10 protein-coding genes and 1 pseudogene are annotated in these 13,563 nt (G+C 71.9%); 4 read left to right on the forward strand and 7 right to left on the reverse strand.

What is annotated here, in order from left to right; translation table 11 throughout:
- Positions 1–693, reverse strand: a pseudogene (locus AB0P17_RS10400) (peptidase); the annotation flags it as partial.
- A gap of 289 nt (positions 694–982) precedes the next feature.
- On the opposite strand from AB0P17_RS10400, the gene AB0P17_RS10405 reads away from it, so the two are divergent.
- Positions 983–2,815 carry a hypothetical protein gene (locus AB0P17_RS10405; RefSeq protein ID WP_365809462.1) on the forward strand — a complete coding sequence of 611 codons (1,833 nt, stop codon included), beginning with the start codon at positions 983–985 and terminating at the stop codon, positions 2,813–2,815.
- 81 nt (positions 2,816–2,896) lie between these two features.
- On the opposite strand, the gene AB0P17_RS10410 is transcribed toward AB0P17_RS10405, so the two are convergent.
- The gene (locus AB0P17_RS10410) at positions 2,897–3,295 is read right to left on the reverse strand and encodes a RidA family protein (RefSeq protein ID WP_365809464.1); all 399 of its coding nucleotides are present in this window, start codon (positions 3,293–3,295) and stop codon (positions 2,897–2,899) included.
- The gene (locus AB0P17_RS10415; RefSeq protein ID WP_365809466.1) at positions 3,292–4,503 is read right to left on the reverse strand and encodes an acyl-CoA dehydrogenase family protein; all 1,212 of its coding nucleotides are present in this window, start codon (positions 4,501–4,503) and stop codon (positions 3,292–3,294) included. The genes AB0P17_RS10410 and AB0P17_RS10415 overlap by 4 nt, the downstream gene beginning before the upstream one ends.
- A 99-nt stretch (positions 4,504–4,602) precedes the next feature.
- Between AB0P17_RS10415 and AB0P17_RS10420 the strand changes: the two genes are divergently transcribed.
- Positions 4,603–6,306, forward strand: a complete 1,704-nt coding sequence (locus tag AB0P17_RS10420) for an AMP-binding protein (protein ID WP_365809468.1) — start codon at positions 4,603–4,605, stop codon at positions 6,304–6,306.
- A 4-nt stretch (positions 6,307–6,310) separates the two neighbouring features.
- Positions 6,311–7,147, forward strand: coding sequence for a PaaX family transcriptional regulator C-terminal domain-containing protein (locus tag AB0P17_RS10425; RefSeq protein WP_365809470.1), 837 nt, complete (start codon positions 6,311–6,313; stop codon positions 7,145–7,147).
- Here the strand turns inward: AB0P17_RS10425 and AB0P17_RS10430 are convergent.
- Positions 7,134–9,452, reverse strand: coding sequence for a bifunctional salicylyl-CoA 5-hydroxylase/oxidoreductase (locus tag AB0P17_RS10430; protein ID WP_365809472.1), 2,319 nt, complete (start codon positions 9,450–9,452; stop codon positions 7,134–7,136). The genes AB0P17_RS10425 and AB0P17_RS10430 overlap by 14 nt on opposite strands.
- A gap of 146 nt (positions 9,453–9,598) precedes the next feature.
- On the reverse strand, positions 9,599–10,429 hold the full coding sequence (locus AB0P17_RS10435; protein WP_365809474.1) for an enoyl-CoA hydratase family protein: 831 nt from the start codon (positions 10,427–10,429) through the stop codon (positions 9,599–9,601).
- A gap of 324 nt (positions 10,430–10,753) precedes the next feature.
- Between AB0P17_RS10435 and AB0P17_RS10440 the strand changes: the two genes are divergently transcribed.
- Positions 10,754–11,164, forward strand: a complete 411-nt coding sequence (locus AB0P17_RS10440) for an ATP-binding protein (protein WP_365809476.1) — start codon at positions 10,754–10,756, stop codon at positions 11,162–11,164.
- Positions 11,165–11,171: 7 nt separating this feature from the next.
- Here AB0P17_RS10440 and argF read toward each other — a convergent pair whose 3' ends face one another.
- Both argF and AB0P17_RS10450 read right to left on the reverse strand, forming a co-directional pair.
- On the reverse strand, positions 11,172–12,197 hold the full coding sequence (gene argF, locus AB0P17_RS10445; RefSeq protein ID WP_365809478.1) for an ornithine carbamoyltransferase: 1,026 nt from the start codon (positions 12,195–12,197) through the stop codon (positions 11,172–11,174).
- A gap of 124 nt (positions 12,198–12,321) precedes the next feature.
- Complete coding sequence (locus AB0P17_RS10450) at positions 12,322–13,554, reverse strand: arginine deiminase (protein WP_365809480.1); 1,233 nt, start codon at positions 13,552–13,554, stop codon at positions 12,322–12,324.
- Positions 13,555–13,563: the final 9 nt, after the last annotated feature.

Raw genomic sequence — 13,563 nt, forward strand, 5'->3', positions numbered from 1 at the left:
GGGCGCGCCGATCTGCTTGACGCTCTTGTCGAGGCTCGCCTTGCGCTTGCCGTCCAGCCACACCCGGGCGATCCCCGTCGCCACCGTACGGTCCTCGCCGCGGCCCTCGGTGGGTGCCGTGAAGGCCCCCCAGACCTCGGCGGAATCGTCCTTGGGCGCGGTCAGCGCCTCGCCCTTGACGGCGGGGAGGTTCCGCCGTACCGAGACGTCCGCGGCCGAGATGGCCGACTTCGCCCGCGCCCTGTCCTGCGTGTCCTGCGCGTACGAGACGATCAGCGGCAGCGTCGAGCGGTGCGCGTCGTCGTACTTGTCCCTGATCAGCCCCGTCACATTGAACAGCCGCCGGTCCAGCCTGCCCTCGGCGACCAGCTTCGCCGCGTCGGACGGTATGACATAGGTGGCGTCGCCGACGCGCCTGACGGATATCCGGATGTCCTCGCGGCCCGCCGCGGGCTCGACGCGGGTCACCCGGCCCTTCGCGTCCACCTGCACCCGGTCCCCGGTGATGAGGGTGACCGCGGACGAACTGCCCTGTGCCTGGCGCGCCTTGGCCTCGAAGGCCTGGATGGCGGCGGTGTCGCCGGCGGTGTTCCCCGCCGTGTCCCGGCCGGCCGCCGCGGCGCCTGTCGTCAGTCCCGCCGTGAGCAGCGCGGCGACCATGGCCGCGCCCGCTCGGCGTGTGCTTCTGTGCAACTCTCCCCCAATGATGGAGTAAAGATTGGTCAAACCCCCGGATCGGCTCTGAAGACGGTGGGAAAGACCGGCCGGTTCATTCACCCGGTGCTCGAATCCGAGAAATTCCCCCGCGCGTCCCGCGGGCCGCCGGCAAACACACCGACATCCCGGGGGCCCACGCGACACCCCGCCATAGGTCTGTACCTGGGCCCTGAACTGGGCCCTTGGACCCTGCCGTTGGGCCCACGTTCATCTCTAGGCTTCCCGCGCTCGGGGGGAACGGCGACGGCACGGGTGAGGAGTACGGATGAGGCGTTCCCATGGGGTGCGCGGGGAGCACGGGCCCGTGCCCGTGCGGGAGAAGCACGGGCACGGCGGACGTCCGGGAGGTGCGCCGTCCCCCTTCCCTCGCGACAGCAGGGGCCAGACGGGGATCGAGTACCTCGCCCTGCTCGGTGTGGTGGTCCTGCTCATCGGGGGCATCTCGGTCACCGCCCTGTCCCGGGCCGAGAACGCGGGACTTCAGTACGCGGCGTGCCGTGCCATGAATCCGTGGGGCGGGGCCGAGTCCTGTGAGCGGACCACCACCGCGGACGGCGACGACGGGGACGGCGAGAACGGGGATGACGGGGACGGCGACGGCGACGATCCGGTCGTCCCCGAGAACGACCCGTTCCAGCCCGCGAAGTGCCTGATCGCCGAGGACTCGACCAAGACCACGGTCGTGGTGCAGATCCTCTTCATCAAGATCAGCAGCTCGGAGCAGGTCAAGGTCAAGCAGTGGTCGGACGGCACCGTCACCCTGGAGCGCGTCACCGAGGTCGGGGGCGGCGTCACGGCGAGCATCGACGCGGGCATCCCGGGGCTGAAGGACTGGGGCGGCGGCGCCGCGCTGAGCGGCAGTTACACGAAGGGCAGCGGCAGCGGCGGACAGTGGCTGTTCAACGGGAACAAGAGTGACGACCCACAGGCCGACCTGGAGGCGAACCTCGCGGACGCCAAGCAGTTCGCCGAGTACCTCAAGGCGTCGGAGAAGTGCAACAGCCGTCCGGCCGGGGCCCGTTCCTCCGAACTGGGCGCGATATGCGGCTACCACGCCAACAAGAAGAAGCCGGACATCGACCCGGAGAAGGCGCCGGACGTAGACATCACCAAGACCACCACGGAGCTGGCCGGCGGGGTGAGTTTCGGCAAGACGTTCGCCAAGGACGACAAGGCGGTCAAGGCCCTCAAGGACACCATCGCCAAGGATGTGGCCAAGAACAACCCGAAGGTGAAGGGCGAGGCGCTGGACAAGCTCGTCAAGGAGGCCCAGAGCAAGAGTGTCATCGCCGGGGCCAAGGACACCAAGGACGTCGGCAATGTCTCCGCCGACGGACTGGCCGGGGCGATGAGCAAGGACGTGGTGGTGCTGCGCGCCAAGACCGGGCCCGACGCCGGGAAGATCACCTTCATCTACACCTTCTCCCTCAACGGCACGGTCGGCGCGGTCGCGCAGGCCAAGGGCAGCCGGATGCAGCAGGTGGCCATCACGTACGACGCGGCCGCCTACGACCAGGAGGAGAAGGACAAGCAGCCGCACCACCCCGAGAAGCTGGTGATCACGTCCAGCCAGGAGAACGGGGACGGCCCGGGCATCCAGGTCGGCGGGGGCGCCAACGCCGGTCCGGTGACGATCGACGTCGGCGGCGGGGGCGGCAACATCAAGTCGAACATCCACACCGAGTCGGCCGAGGTCAAGCTCGACAACGACGCGGACAGCACGGCCGTGGAGGACTGGCTGCGCGGGCGCGGCGACAACCCGGCCACCGGGTCGATCCCCTCCCCCACCTCGGCGGCCGAGCCGCTGACCGACGACGCGGGCCCGATCGAACGGCTGCTGCACGACAAGGGGAAGCTGACGCGGCTGGACTACGAGGCCAACACCGACTGGTGGAACGCCTCGCTCGGCATCGGATTCGGTGTCTCCGCCGGGCAGTTCAACCTCGGGTTCAAGCTCTTCGGCATCGACATCACGCACGAGGAGCGCAATCAGAAGATCACCGGGAACCCGACCTACGCGACGGGCCCGCAGAGCGGTGGCGGGCGCCCGTGGGTGCCGTTCACCAACTGCACGAAGACCAAGCCGATCACCTCGTGACGCAGGGCCGGGCACTCCCTGACCGGAACCGGAACCGGAAGCGGAACGGCAGAAACGTTCCGGTCAGGGGCTGCGGGCCGCTCAGGGCAGGACCGCGATGCCGTCCAGTTCCACCAAGGCCCGCTCGTCCCACAGGCGTACGACGCCGACCACCGCCATCGCCGGGTAGTCGCGGCCCGCCAGCCCGCGCCAGATCCGGCCGAGTTCCGCCGCGTGCGCGCGGTACTCCGCGACATCGGTGGCGTAGACGGTGACCCGGGCCAGATCGCCCGGCGCGCCGCCGGCCGCCGCGAGGGCGGTCAGCAGATTGCCGAGGGCGGTGGCGAACTGCTCGGGCAGAGCGTCACCGACGATCTTCCCGTCGGCGTCGAGAGCGGTCTGCCCGGCCAGCAGGACGAGCCGGCCGCCGGTGGCGACCACGGCGTGCGAGAAGCCGGTGGCGGGCGCGAGCCCGGCGGGGTTGACGCGCTCCGGGCTCATCCGTACAGCTCCTTCGCGATGATCGTGCGCTGGACCTCGGTCGCGCCCTCGTAGATCCGTGGCGCGCGAACCTCCCGGTAGAGGTGTTCCAGCGGGTGGCCGCGCTGGAGCGCGCGGGCGCCATGAAGCTGGACGGCCGCGTCGACGACGTACTGCGCGGCCTCCGTGGCGTACAGCTTCGCCATCGCCGAGCGCGCGGGCACCTCCGGGGCGCCGGTGTCGTACGCGCAGGCCGCCGCGTACACCAGCAGCCGCGCCGCCTCGGTCCTGGTCGCCATCTCCGCGACCTGGTGCGCGACGCTCTGGAGGTCCTTGAGCGGGCCGCCGAACGCGGCGCGCGTGGCGGTGTGTTCCAGCGTCGCGTCCAGCGCCGCCTGCGCCATGCCGACGGCGAACGCGCCGACACTGGGCCGGAACCGGTTGAGGGTGGTCATCGCGGTACGGAAGCCCCGGCCCACCTCGCCGAGGACGTCCTCGCGGGTCACGGGCACCGCGTCGAAGACGAGGGCGCCGACGGGGTGCGGGGAGAGCATCTCGATGGGGGACCCGGTCAGCCCCGGGCGGCCGGCGGGGACGAGGAACGCCGTCACCCCCCGCGAACCGGGGCGCGAGCGCGTGGCCGGACCCCGGACCGGGGACGGATCCGGGGCACGGTCCGGGTCCCGGACCGGTTCCGGGGCAGGGTTTGGGTCCGGATCCGGGGCCGCCCCCTCGGACGTCCGGGCGAAGACCGTGTAGAAGTCCGCCTCGGGCGCGTTGGAGATCCAGCGCTTCTCCCCGGTCAGCCGCCAGCCGTGGCCGTCCGGCTCGGCGCGCAGGGTGAGCGCCGCCGCGTCCGACCCCGCGCCCGGCTCGCTCAGCGCGAACGCGGCGACCGCGCGCCCCGCGGATACCTCCGGCAGCCACCGGGCGCGCTGGGACTCCGTACCGGTCAGGACGACGGGGCAGGTGCCGAGCCCCTGGAGCGCGAGCGCCGTCTCGGCCTCCGTGCACCCCTGGGCGAGGGATTCCCTGAGCAGACAGAGGTCCAGCGCGGAGGAGGTGAACACCCGCTCCAGCAGGCCCAGTCGGCCCAGCTCCACGAGAAGGGGGCGGTTCACCCGGCCGGGGTCGCCCCCGTCGGCGAGCGGGCGCAGCCGCCGCGCGGCCAGGGTGCGCAGCTCCGCGCACCACGCGGTCTGTACCGGATCGAGCGAGAATACGGGCATCCGGGCCCCACTTCCAGCACGTCTATGTCGGACCGTTGACTGTCGTCAAGTTCACGATACGCTCGATGAGCGACCCCACACACCGTCAGGGGGCGAACGATGGAGCTGACACACTCCGCGCACGTCGACACCTTCCCGCGCGACCATCTGCCGCCGGTGGAGCAGTGGCCCCGGCTCCTGCCGCTCCCGCGCGGGGCACCTCCTCCCGAACGCCTCAACTGCGCGGTGGAGTTACTGGATCGCACGGCCGAGCGGTTCGGCCCCGACCGCCCCGTCTTCCGTACCGCGGTGGGCGAGGTCTGGTCGTACGGTGAACTGCGCGGCCACGTCGACCGGATCGCCCATGTGCTCACGGAGGACCTGGGGGTGGTGCCCGGCAACCGGGTGCTGTTACGCGGGCCCACGACGACCTGGCTGGCGGCGTGCTGGCTCGCGGTGCTGAAGGCGGGCGCGGTGGCCGTGACGGTCCTGGCGCAGCACCGGGCGCCCGAGCTCACGACCATGTGCGAGATCGCCCGGATCCGCCACGCCCTGTGTGACGTACGGGTGTTGGGGGATCTCACCGGGGCGGGCGTGCCGGGGCTGCGGATCACGGCGTACGGCGGGGACGGGCCGGAGGACCTGCTGCGGCGGGCGAGCGCCAAGCCGGAGCGGTACGCGGCGGTGGAGACCGCGGCGGACGATGTGGCGCTGATCGCGTTCACCTCGGGGACGACGGGGCGGCCCAAGGGATGCGCGCACTTCCACCGCGATGTGCTGGCGGTGGCGGACACGTTCTCGCGCGAGGTGCTCCGTCCCGGGCCCGGGGATCTCTTCGCGGGCAGCCCGCCGCTCGGTTTCACCTTCGGTCTCGGCGGTCTGGTGATCTTCCCGATGCGGGCCGGGGCGTGTGCGCTGCTGCTCGAACAGGCGCAGCCGAGGCGGCTGTTGGCTGCGATCGGCGAGCACGGGGTGTCGGTCCTGTTCACCGCGCCGACCGCGTACCGGGTGATGCTCGACGTCCTCGAAGAGGCCGGATCGCGGGCGCCGGACGTGTCCAGTCTCCGGCGGTGTGTCTCGGCCGGTGAGAATCTTCCCGCCGCGACCTGGCACGCCTGGCACCGGCGCACCGGGGTGCGCATCATCAACGGCATCGGGGCGACCGAGCTGCTCCACATCTTCATCTCGGCGGCGGACGAGGCGATCAGACCCGGCACGACGGGCGTGCCGGTGCCCGGATGGCAGGCGCGCGTGGTGGACGGGGCGGGGGCGCCGGTGCCCGACGGGGAGCCTGGGCTGCTGGCCGTACGGGGCCCGGTGGGGTGCCGGTATCTCGCCGATCCGCGCCAGTCGGAGTATGTGCGGGACGGCTGGAACCTGACCGGCGACACGTATGTGCGCGAGCCCGACGGCTACTTCCGCTATGTCGCCCGCGCCGACGACATGATCATCTCCGCGGGGTACAACATCCCCGGCCCGCAGGTCGAGGAGGTCCTGCTGGCCCATCCCGATGTGGTGGAGGCGGCGGTCGTCGGCCGTCCGGACGCGCTGCGCGGCCAGCTCGTCACCGCGTACGTCGTCCTGCGGCACGGCGCCGCGCCGGGCGGGGAGAGCGTGACGGCGGCCGCGCTGCGGGAGTTCGTCACCGCCCGGCTGGTGCCGTACAAGTGCCCGCGTGTCTTCGTCTTCCTGGACGCGCTCCCCCGTACCGCCACCGGCAAACTCCAGCGCTACCTGCTGCGCGCCCAGGCCCCGGACGCCCCGCCGGCCTCCGGTCCGGACGCCGGTCCGGCCACCGGACCGGAGGCAGGGCACCTAAAGTGATCACGTGGCAGAGCAGCACACCCCCCGATCCCTGATCGTCACCCTGTACGGCGCGTACGGCCGGGCCCCGGACGGCGCGCCGCTCCCCGTCGCGGAGCTGATCCGGCTGCTCGACGCGGTCGGCGTGGACGCGCCCTCGGCGCGCTCGGCGGTCTCCCGGCTCAAGCGGCGCGGACTGCTGGTCCCGGCGCGTACGGCGGCGGGCGCGGCCGGCTATCTGCTGTCGGGCGAGGCGCGCCAGCTCCTCGACGACGGGGACCGCAGGATCTACGCCCGTCCCGCGCCGCTGCTCACCGACGGCTGGGTGCTCGCGGTCTTCACCGTCCCGGAGGCGGAGCGCCACAAGCGCCATCTGCTCCGCTCCCGGCTGGGCAGGCTCGGCTTCGGCACGGCCGCGCCCGGCGTCTGGATCGCCCCGGGGCGGCTGCACGACGAGACCAGCCACACCTTGCGACGGCTCCAACTCGACTCTTACGTCGACCTGTTCAGTGGCCGGCACCTCGGCTTCGACGCGACCGCCGAGGCGGTGGCGCGCTGGTGGGACCTGCCCGCGATCGCCGGCCGGCACGAGGCGTTCCTCGCCGCGCACGAGCCGGTGCTGCGCCGCTGGGAGGGCGCGGGCCCCGCGGCGGGCGGGGGCACGCCGCGGGACGCCTACCGGGACTATCTGCTGGCCCTGGACTCCTGGCGGCATCTGCCGTACGTGGACCCGGGGCTGCCCGCCGAACTCCTGCCGGACGACTGGCCGGGGGAACGTTCCGCCGAGGTGTTCGCCCGGCTGCACGCGCGGCTCCGGGACCCGGGCCTCGCGTTCGTGACGCCGCCGGTCAGCGCAGGGTGAGCCGCGGCTTCGGCGCGTCGGCGCGGCCGGCCGGCGGCGGGCGGCTGCCCGCCCGGTACGGAAGCGGCCAGGGCGCGCCCGGACCCTCGTACCCCTGGGCCGCCGCCGCGTGCAGGGTCCACTGCGGGTCGTGGAGATGGGGTCGGGCGAGGGCGCACAGGTCCGTACGGCCCGCCAGGAGCAGCGAGTTGACATCGTCCCAGGAAGAGATCGCGCCGACCGCCACCACCGGGACGTGCAGGGTGTTGCGTATCCGGTCGGCGAACGGCGTCTGGTAGGAGCGGCCGAACTCCGGGCGTTCGTCGGCGACGACCTGGCCGGTCGAGACGTCGATCGCGTCGGCGCCGTGCGCGGTGAAGGCGCGGGCGATCTCGACGGCCTCCTCGGCGGTGGTGCCGCCGGGCGCCCAGTCGGTGGCGGAGATCCGGACCGTCATGGGCAGGTCGTCGGGCCAGTCCGCGCGGATCGCGTCGAAGACTTCGAGCGGGAAGCGCAGCCGGCCCGCCAGCGATCCGCCGTAGGCGTCGGTCCGCCGGTTGGTCAGGGGGGAGAGGAAGCCGGAGAGCAGATAGCCGTGGGCGCAGTGGAGTTCGAGCAGGTCGAAGCCGCTGCGCCGGGCCCGCCGGGCTGCGGACGCGAACTGCTCGCGTATCGTGTCGAGTTGACGAATGGTCAGTTCTTTCGGCAGCTGACTGACTCCGGGACGGTACGGCAGCGGCGAGGCGGCCCACACCTGCCAGTTGCCCGTGACCAGCGGCTCGTCCATGCCCTCCCACATCGGCCGGGTGGAGCCCTTGCGGCCCGCGTGGCCGAGCTGGACGCCGATGGCGGTGCCGGGCGAGGACGTGTGGACGAAGTCGGTGACGCGGCGCCAGGCTTCGCCCTGCTCCCGGGTGTAGAGCCCGGTGCAGCCGGGGGTGATCCGGCCCACGGGGCTGACGCACACCATCTCGGTCATGACGAGCCCCGCGCCGCCGAGCGCGCGGGCACCGAGGTGGACGAGGTGGAAGTCCCCGGGCATCCCGTCGCGCGCGGCGTACATGTCCATGGGCGAGACGACGATCCGGTTGCGCAGGGTCAGTCCGCGCAGCCGGAAGGGCGTGAACATCGGCGGGGTGCCGGGCGGACAGCCGAAGTCCCGCTCCACGGCCCGGGTGAAGTCCGGGTCGCGCAGCCGCAGGTTGTCATGGGTGACGCGGCGGCTGCGGGTGAGCAGCCCGAAGGCGAACCGGCGCGGCGGCTGGCCGGTGTAGGTGGCGAGTTCCTCGAACCAGCGCAGACTGGCCGCCGCCGCGCGCTGGGTGGACTCGACGACCGGGCGGCGTTCGTTCTCGTACGCGGCGAGCGCGGCAGGCAGGTCGGGCCGCTCCTCGACGCAGGCGGCGAGGGCGAGGGCGTCCTCGACGGCGAGCTTGGTGCCGGAGCCGATGGAGAAGTGGGCGGTGTGCGCCGCGTCGCCGATCAGTACCGTACGGCCGTGGCTCCAGCGGCCGTTGGTCACGGTACGGAACGCGGTCCAGGCGGAGGCGTGGGAGCGCAGCGGTCGTCCGCCGAGCGCGTCCGCGAAGATCCGGGCGCACCGTTCGGTGGACTGCCGCTCGTCCAGCGCGGCGAAGCCGGCGGCCCGCCAGACCTCTTCGCGCATCTCGACGATGACGGTGCTGTGCCGCGGGGAGTAGGGGTAGCCGTGCAGCTGCATCACCCCGTACGGGGTCTCGGCGGTCTCGAAGCGGAACGCGTCGAAGGCGAAGTCGGCGGCGAGCCAGATGTAGCGGCAGCGGTGGGTGGTGACGGTGGGGATGAAGACATCGGCGTGGGCCTCGCGGGTACGGCTGTGCACCCCGTCCGCGGCGATCACCAGGTCGTGGGTGGCGGCCAGTCGCTCGGCGGGCGGGGCCTCCGTACGGAAGAGGAGCCGTACGCCGAGGGACGCGCACCGTTGGTGCAGGATCTCCAGCAGCCGGCGCCGGCCGAGGGCCGCGAAGCCGTGGCCGCGGGAGGTGAGCGTACGGCCGCGGTGCACGATGTCGATGGCGTCCCAGCGGACGAACTCGGCCTGGAGCGCGCGGTGCACGACGGGGTCGGCGTCCTCGATTCCGCCGAGGGTCTCGTCGGAGAGGACGACGCCGAAGCCGAAGGTGTCGTCGGGGGCGCTCCGTTCCCAGACGGTGATCTCGCGGGCGGGGTCGAGCCGTTTGAGCAGGGCCGCCGCGTACAGCCCGCCGGGCCCGCCGCCGATGACGGCGACCCGCAGGGCACGGTGCGCGGTGCCCGCCGCCGGAACCGGTACGCCGGAGTCCGTCATCCCGGGGCCGGTTCTCCCGGGCTCGGTCCTTCCGGGGTCGGTCCTTCCAGGCTCGGTCCTTCCGCCCTCGATCCTTCCGCTCTCGGTCCTTCCGCGCTCGGTCCTTCCGGGGTCGGTCCTTCCGGGGTCCGCCGTTGCCGCCATCGTCAGCTCCCCTGCCACTTCGGGGGCCGCCGCTCGGTGAACGCGGCGTGGAATTCGGCGTAGTCCTCGCCGTGCATCAGCAACGCCTGGGTGGCGGCGTCGAGTTCGACGGCCGCGGCGAGCGGCATGTCCAGTTCGGCGGTGAGCAGCGCCTTGGTCTGCGCGTACGCCAGCGAGGGGCCGGAGGCCAGCCGCCGCGCGAGCTCCGCGGCGCGCGCGTCGGACCGCCCGTCCTCGGTCAACTCGCTGATCAGACCGATCCGTTCGGCCTCTGGCGCGTGGACGGGTTCACCGAGCATCAGCAGCCGGGTCGCGTGGCCGAGGCCGACCACGCGGGGCAGTAAGTAGGCCGCGCCCATGTCGCCGCCGGAGAGTCCGACACGGGTGAAGAGAAAGACGAACCGGGCGGAGGGGTCCGCGATCCGGAAGTCGGCGGCGAGCGCGAGGACGGCGCCCGCGCCGGCCGCCACCCCGTGCACGGCGGCGATCACCGGGAAGGGGCACTCACGGATCGCCCGGACGACCTGACCGGTCATCCGGTTGAAGTCGAGCAGCCGTGCCGTGTCCATGCCGAGCGTCGCGCCGATGATCTCGTCGACATCGCCCCCCGAGCAGAAGCCGCGCCCCTCACCGGCCAGCACCAGGGCCCGTACGGAACGCTCCCGGGACAGCTCGGCGAGGAGGTCGCGCAGATCGGCGTAGGCGCCGAAGGTGAGCGCGTTGAGCTTCTCGGGGCGGGCGAGGGTGACGGTGGCGACTCCGTCGTCACCTCGCGCGAGCCGCAGATGGCGCCAGTCCTGGGTGCGGGGCGCGGAACCGGAGAACGGGCTCATGGAGCGGCCTCCTTCGGCGAGCGCCGTGGGCCGCGGTGGCTGCCACCACCGATGTACGGCCCTTGTCACAGGCTCGCCACGGAACGGTATCACTCGTACGTGACCGCCGTCACGAGGGCGCGATAGACCTGTGACATGGTCGCGACATGCCTCCCGTAGGCTGACAAAGGTCCCGCCCGGCACAGGACATAGGTCCCAAGTCCGGCAGGCCGCCGCCCCTTGTCAACCCGCTCACCCTTCGTATGGTTGAACGCGCCAGCGATTTCTCCCATCGCCCCCGCCCCCCACCACGGCCGCGACCGTGCCCCGATCGGACCGTCCCCCATGCCAGAAGCCGCCGATGCCTCTCCCTGGAGAGTCACGCTGCCGCACAGCGCCGAAGCCGTACCGCTCGCGCGTGCCCTGGTCCGCTCGGCGCTGGCCCACCTGGACGAGCCCACCCACAGCGAGACGGCGGAACTGCTCACGGCGGAACTGGTCGCCAACGCCATCCAGCACACCACCGGGGACCACCCCATCGAGCTGGTCGTGGAGCTGCTGCCGACCGGCTGTCAGGTCGAGGTCCACGACGGCGACCCGGCGCCCCCGGGCAATCTGACCCACCCCGGGTCCATGCCGGACCCCTGGCAGGAGGACGGCCGCGGCCTGCTGCTGATCAGCACGCTCAGCTCGGCCTGCGGCCACCGCACCACGGACCAGGGCAAGGCGGTCTGGTTCACCCTGCCCGCCGTCTAGAGCGCGACTAGAGCGCGACGCTCCCGGCCTCGTCCTTCGCCAGCGTCGCGACCAGCACCGCCTTGATCGTGTGCATCCGATTCTCGGCCTCGTCGAAGACGACCGAATGCGCCGACTCGAAGACCTCGTCGGTGACCTCCAGCTCGGTCAGCCCGTGCCGGGCGTGGATCTCCCGGCCGACCGCCGTTCCCAGGTCGTGGAAGGCGGGCAGGCAGTGCAGGAACTTCACGTCCGGATTGCCGGTCGCGCGCAGCACGTCCATGGTCACCGCGTACGGGCCCAGCGCCTTGATCCGCTCGTCCCAGACCTCCTTGGGCTCCCCCATCGACACCCAGACGTCCGTGACCACGAAGTCCGCGCCGGCCACCCCCTCGGTGACGTTCTCGGTGAGGGTGAGCCGCGCACCGCTGACCTCGGCCGCCTCACGGGCCAGGGTCAGGATCTCGTCGGCGGGCCAGTAGGCGCGCGGCGCGACGATCCGTACGTCCATACCGAGCAGGGCGCCGGTGACGAGATACGAGTTACCCATGTTGAACCGGGCGTCACCGAGATAGGCGTAGGCGATCTCCGGCAGCGGCTTGGGGCTGTGCTCGGTCATCGTGAGCACGTCCGCGAGCATCTGCGTGGGGTGCCAGTCGTCCGTCAGACCGTTGAAGACGGGGACCCCGGCGTACGCGGCCAGCTCCTCGACCGTCGCCTGACCCACCCCGCGGTACTCGATACCGTCGAACATCCGGCCGAGGACGCGGGCCGTGTCCTTCGCGGACTCCTTCGAGCCGATGTGTGAGCCCGCCGGGTCGATGTACGTGGTCGACGCGCCCTGGTCGGCCGCCGCCACCTCGAACGCGCAGCGCGTGCGGGTGGAGGACTTCTCGAAGATCAGCGCGATGTTCCGGCCGCCGAGCCGCCGCACCTCGGTGCCCGCCTTCTTCGCCGCCTTCAGCTCGGCGGCCAGATCGATCAGGCCGCGGAACTCCTCGGCCGTGAAGTCCAGCTCCTTGAGGAAGTGGCGGCCTTCGAGGTGTATGGCCATGGTGGCTGCTCCTGGGGCGCGAATCATGAGTGGGAAAATAAGCCGAGATTGGAACTATATACGATGACCTGCATTGCTATACAGACTGACGCGCGAGGCTCTGGACGCTAGTGCGGGAGGGGCACTAGACCGCGTCCCGCTCGACGGGGCAGCTCATGCAGCGCGGGCCGCCGCGGCCCCGGCCCAGCTCGCTGCCGGGGATCTCGATCACCTGGATGCCCTGCTTGCGCAGATGGGTGTTGGTGGTGACGTTGCGTTCGTAGGCCACCACGACCCCCGGCTCGACGGCCAGCACGTTACAGCCGTCGTCCCACTGCTCACGGGCCGCCGAGTGCACGTCCTGGGTCGCGGTGAGCACCCGGATCTGCGGCAGCCCCAGCGCCGCCGCGATCGCCCGGTGCATGTGCTCCGGCGGATGGTCGGTGACCTTCAGCTCCGTACCGTCGCCGCCCGGTTCGATGGTGTACGAGCGGAGCATGCCGAGCCCCGCGTACTGGGTGAACGTCTCGCGGTCGACCATCGTCATCACCGTGTCGAGGTGCATGAACGCCCGCCGCTTGGGCATGTCCAGCGCCACGATCGTGGTGGCGGAACCGGCCGCGAACATCCCCCGGGCCAGCATCTCGACCGCCTGCGGGGTGGTGCGCTCGCTCATCCCGATCAGTACGGCGCCCTCGCCGATGACCAGGACATCGCCGCCCTCGATGGTGGACGGGTAGTCGTCCTGCCCCTCCGACCAGTGGTGGAACGCCCCGGCGGACTCCACCCCGAAGAGCGGGTGGTGCCGGTAGATCGCCTCGAAGTGCACGGTCTCGCGCTGCCGGGCCGGCCAGCGCATGGCATTGATGGAGACGCCGTCGTAGATCCAGGCGGAAGTGTCGCGCGTGAAGAGATGGTTGGGCAGCGGGTCGAGCAGGAAGTCGTCCAATGCCATCACATGGAACCGGACCGAGGTCGGCTCCTCGTGCCGCTCCAGGAACTCCCGCTTCGTCAATCCGCCGACCAGCGCCTCCACCAGCTCGGGCGTCGGCAGCCCGTCGAAGATCTCCCGAAGGTGGCCGGTGGCGAGCGGACCGTACTCCTTCTCGTCGAAGACCCGGTCCAGGACGAGACGGCGCGCCTCGGGCAGGGCGAGGCAGTCACGGAGGAGATCCCCGAAGAGATGGACCTGGACCCCCCGGTCACGCAGGACCGCCGCGAACGCGTCGTGCTCCTCCTGGGCCCGGCGCACCCAGAGCACGTCGTCGAAGAGCAGCGCGTCCTTGTTCTCGGGGGTGAGGCGCTTCAGCTCCAGGTCGGGGCGGTGCAGGATGACGCGGCGCAGCCGCCCGGTCTCGGAGTCGACATGGAATCCCATACCCCCATC

Origin of the sequence: Streptomyces sp. NPDC088124 (genome assembly GCF_040685895.1) — a bacterium.
Lineage (GTDB): Bacteria > Actinomycetota > Actinomycetes > Streptomycetales > Streptomycetaceae > Streptomyces.

What these genes read in the sequence shown, in the direction of transcription:
- AB0P17_RS10405 (WP_365809462.1), top strand. Translation starts at nt 983, where the DNA reads ATGAGGCGTTCCCATGGGGTGCGCGGGGAGCACGGGCCCGTGCCCGTG.
- AB0P17_RS10410 (WP_365809464.1), bottom strand. Translation starts at nt 3,295, where the DNA reads ATGAGCCCGGAGCGCGTCAACCCCGCCGGGCTCGCGCCCGCCACCGGC.
- AB0P17_RS10415 (WP_365809466.1), bottom strand. Translation starts at nt 4,503, where the DNA reads ATGCCCGTATTCTCGCTCGATCCGGTACAGACCGCGTGGTGCGCGGAG.
- AB0P17_RS10420 (WP_365809468.1), top strand. Translation starts at nt 4,603, where the DNA reads ATGGAGCTGACACACTCCGCGCACGTCGACACCTTCCCGCGCGACCAT.
- AB0P17_RS10430 (WP_365809472.1), bottom strand. Translation starts at nt 9,452, where the DNA reads ATGACGGACTCCGGCGTACCGGTTCCGGCGGCGGGCACCGCGCACCGT.
- AB0P17_RS10435 (WP_365809474.1), bottom strand. Translation starts at nt 10,429, where the DNA reads ATGAGCCCGTTCTCCGGTTCCGCGCCCCGCACCCAGGACTGGCGCCAT.
- AB0P17_RS10440 (WP_365809476.1), top strand. Translation starts at nt 10,754, where the DNA reads ATGCCAGAAGCCGCCGATGCCTCTCCCTGGAGAGTCACGCTGCCGCAC.
- argF (WP_365809478.1), bottom strand. Translation starts at nt 12,197, where the DNA reads ATGGCCATACACCTCGAAGGCCGCCACTTCCTCAAGGAGCTGGACTTC.
- AB0P17_RS10450 (WP_365809480.1), bottom strand. Translation starts at nt 13,554, where the DNA reads ATGGGATTCCATGTCGACTCCGAGACCGGGCGGCTGCGCCGCGTCATC.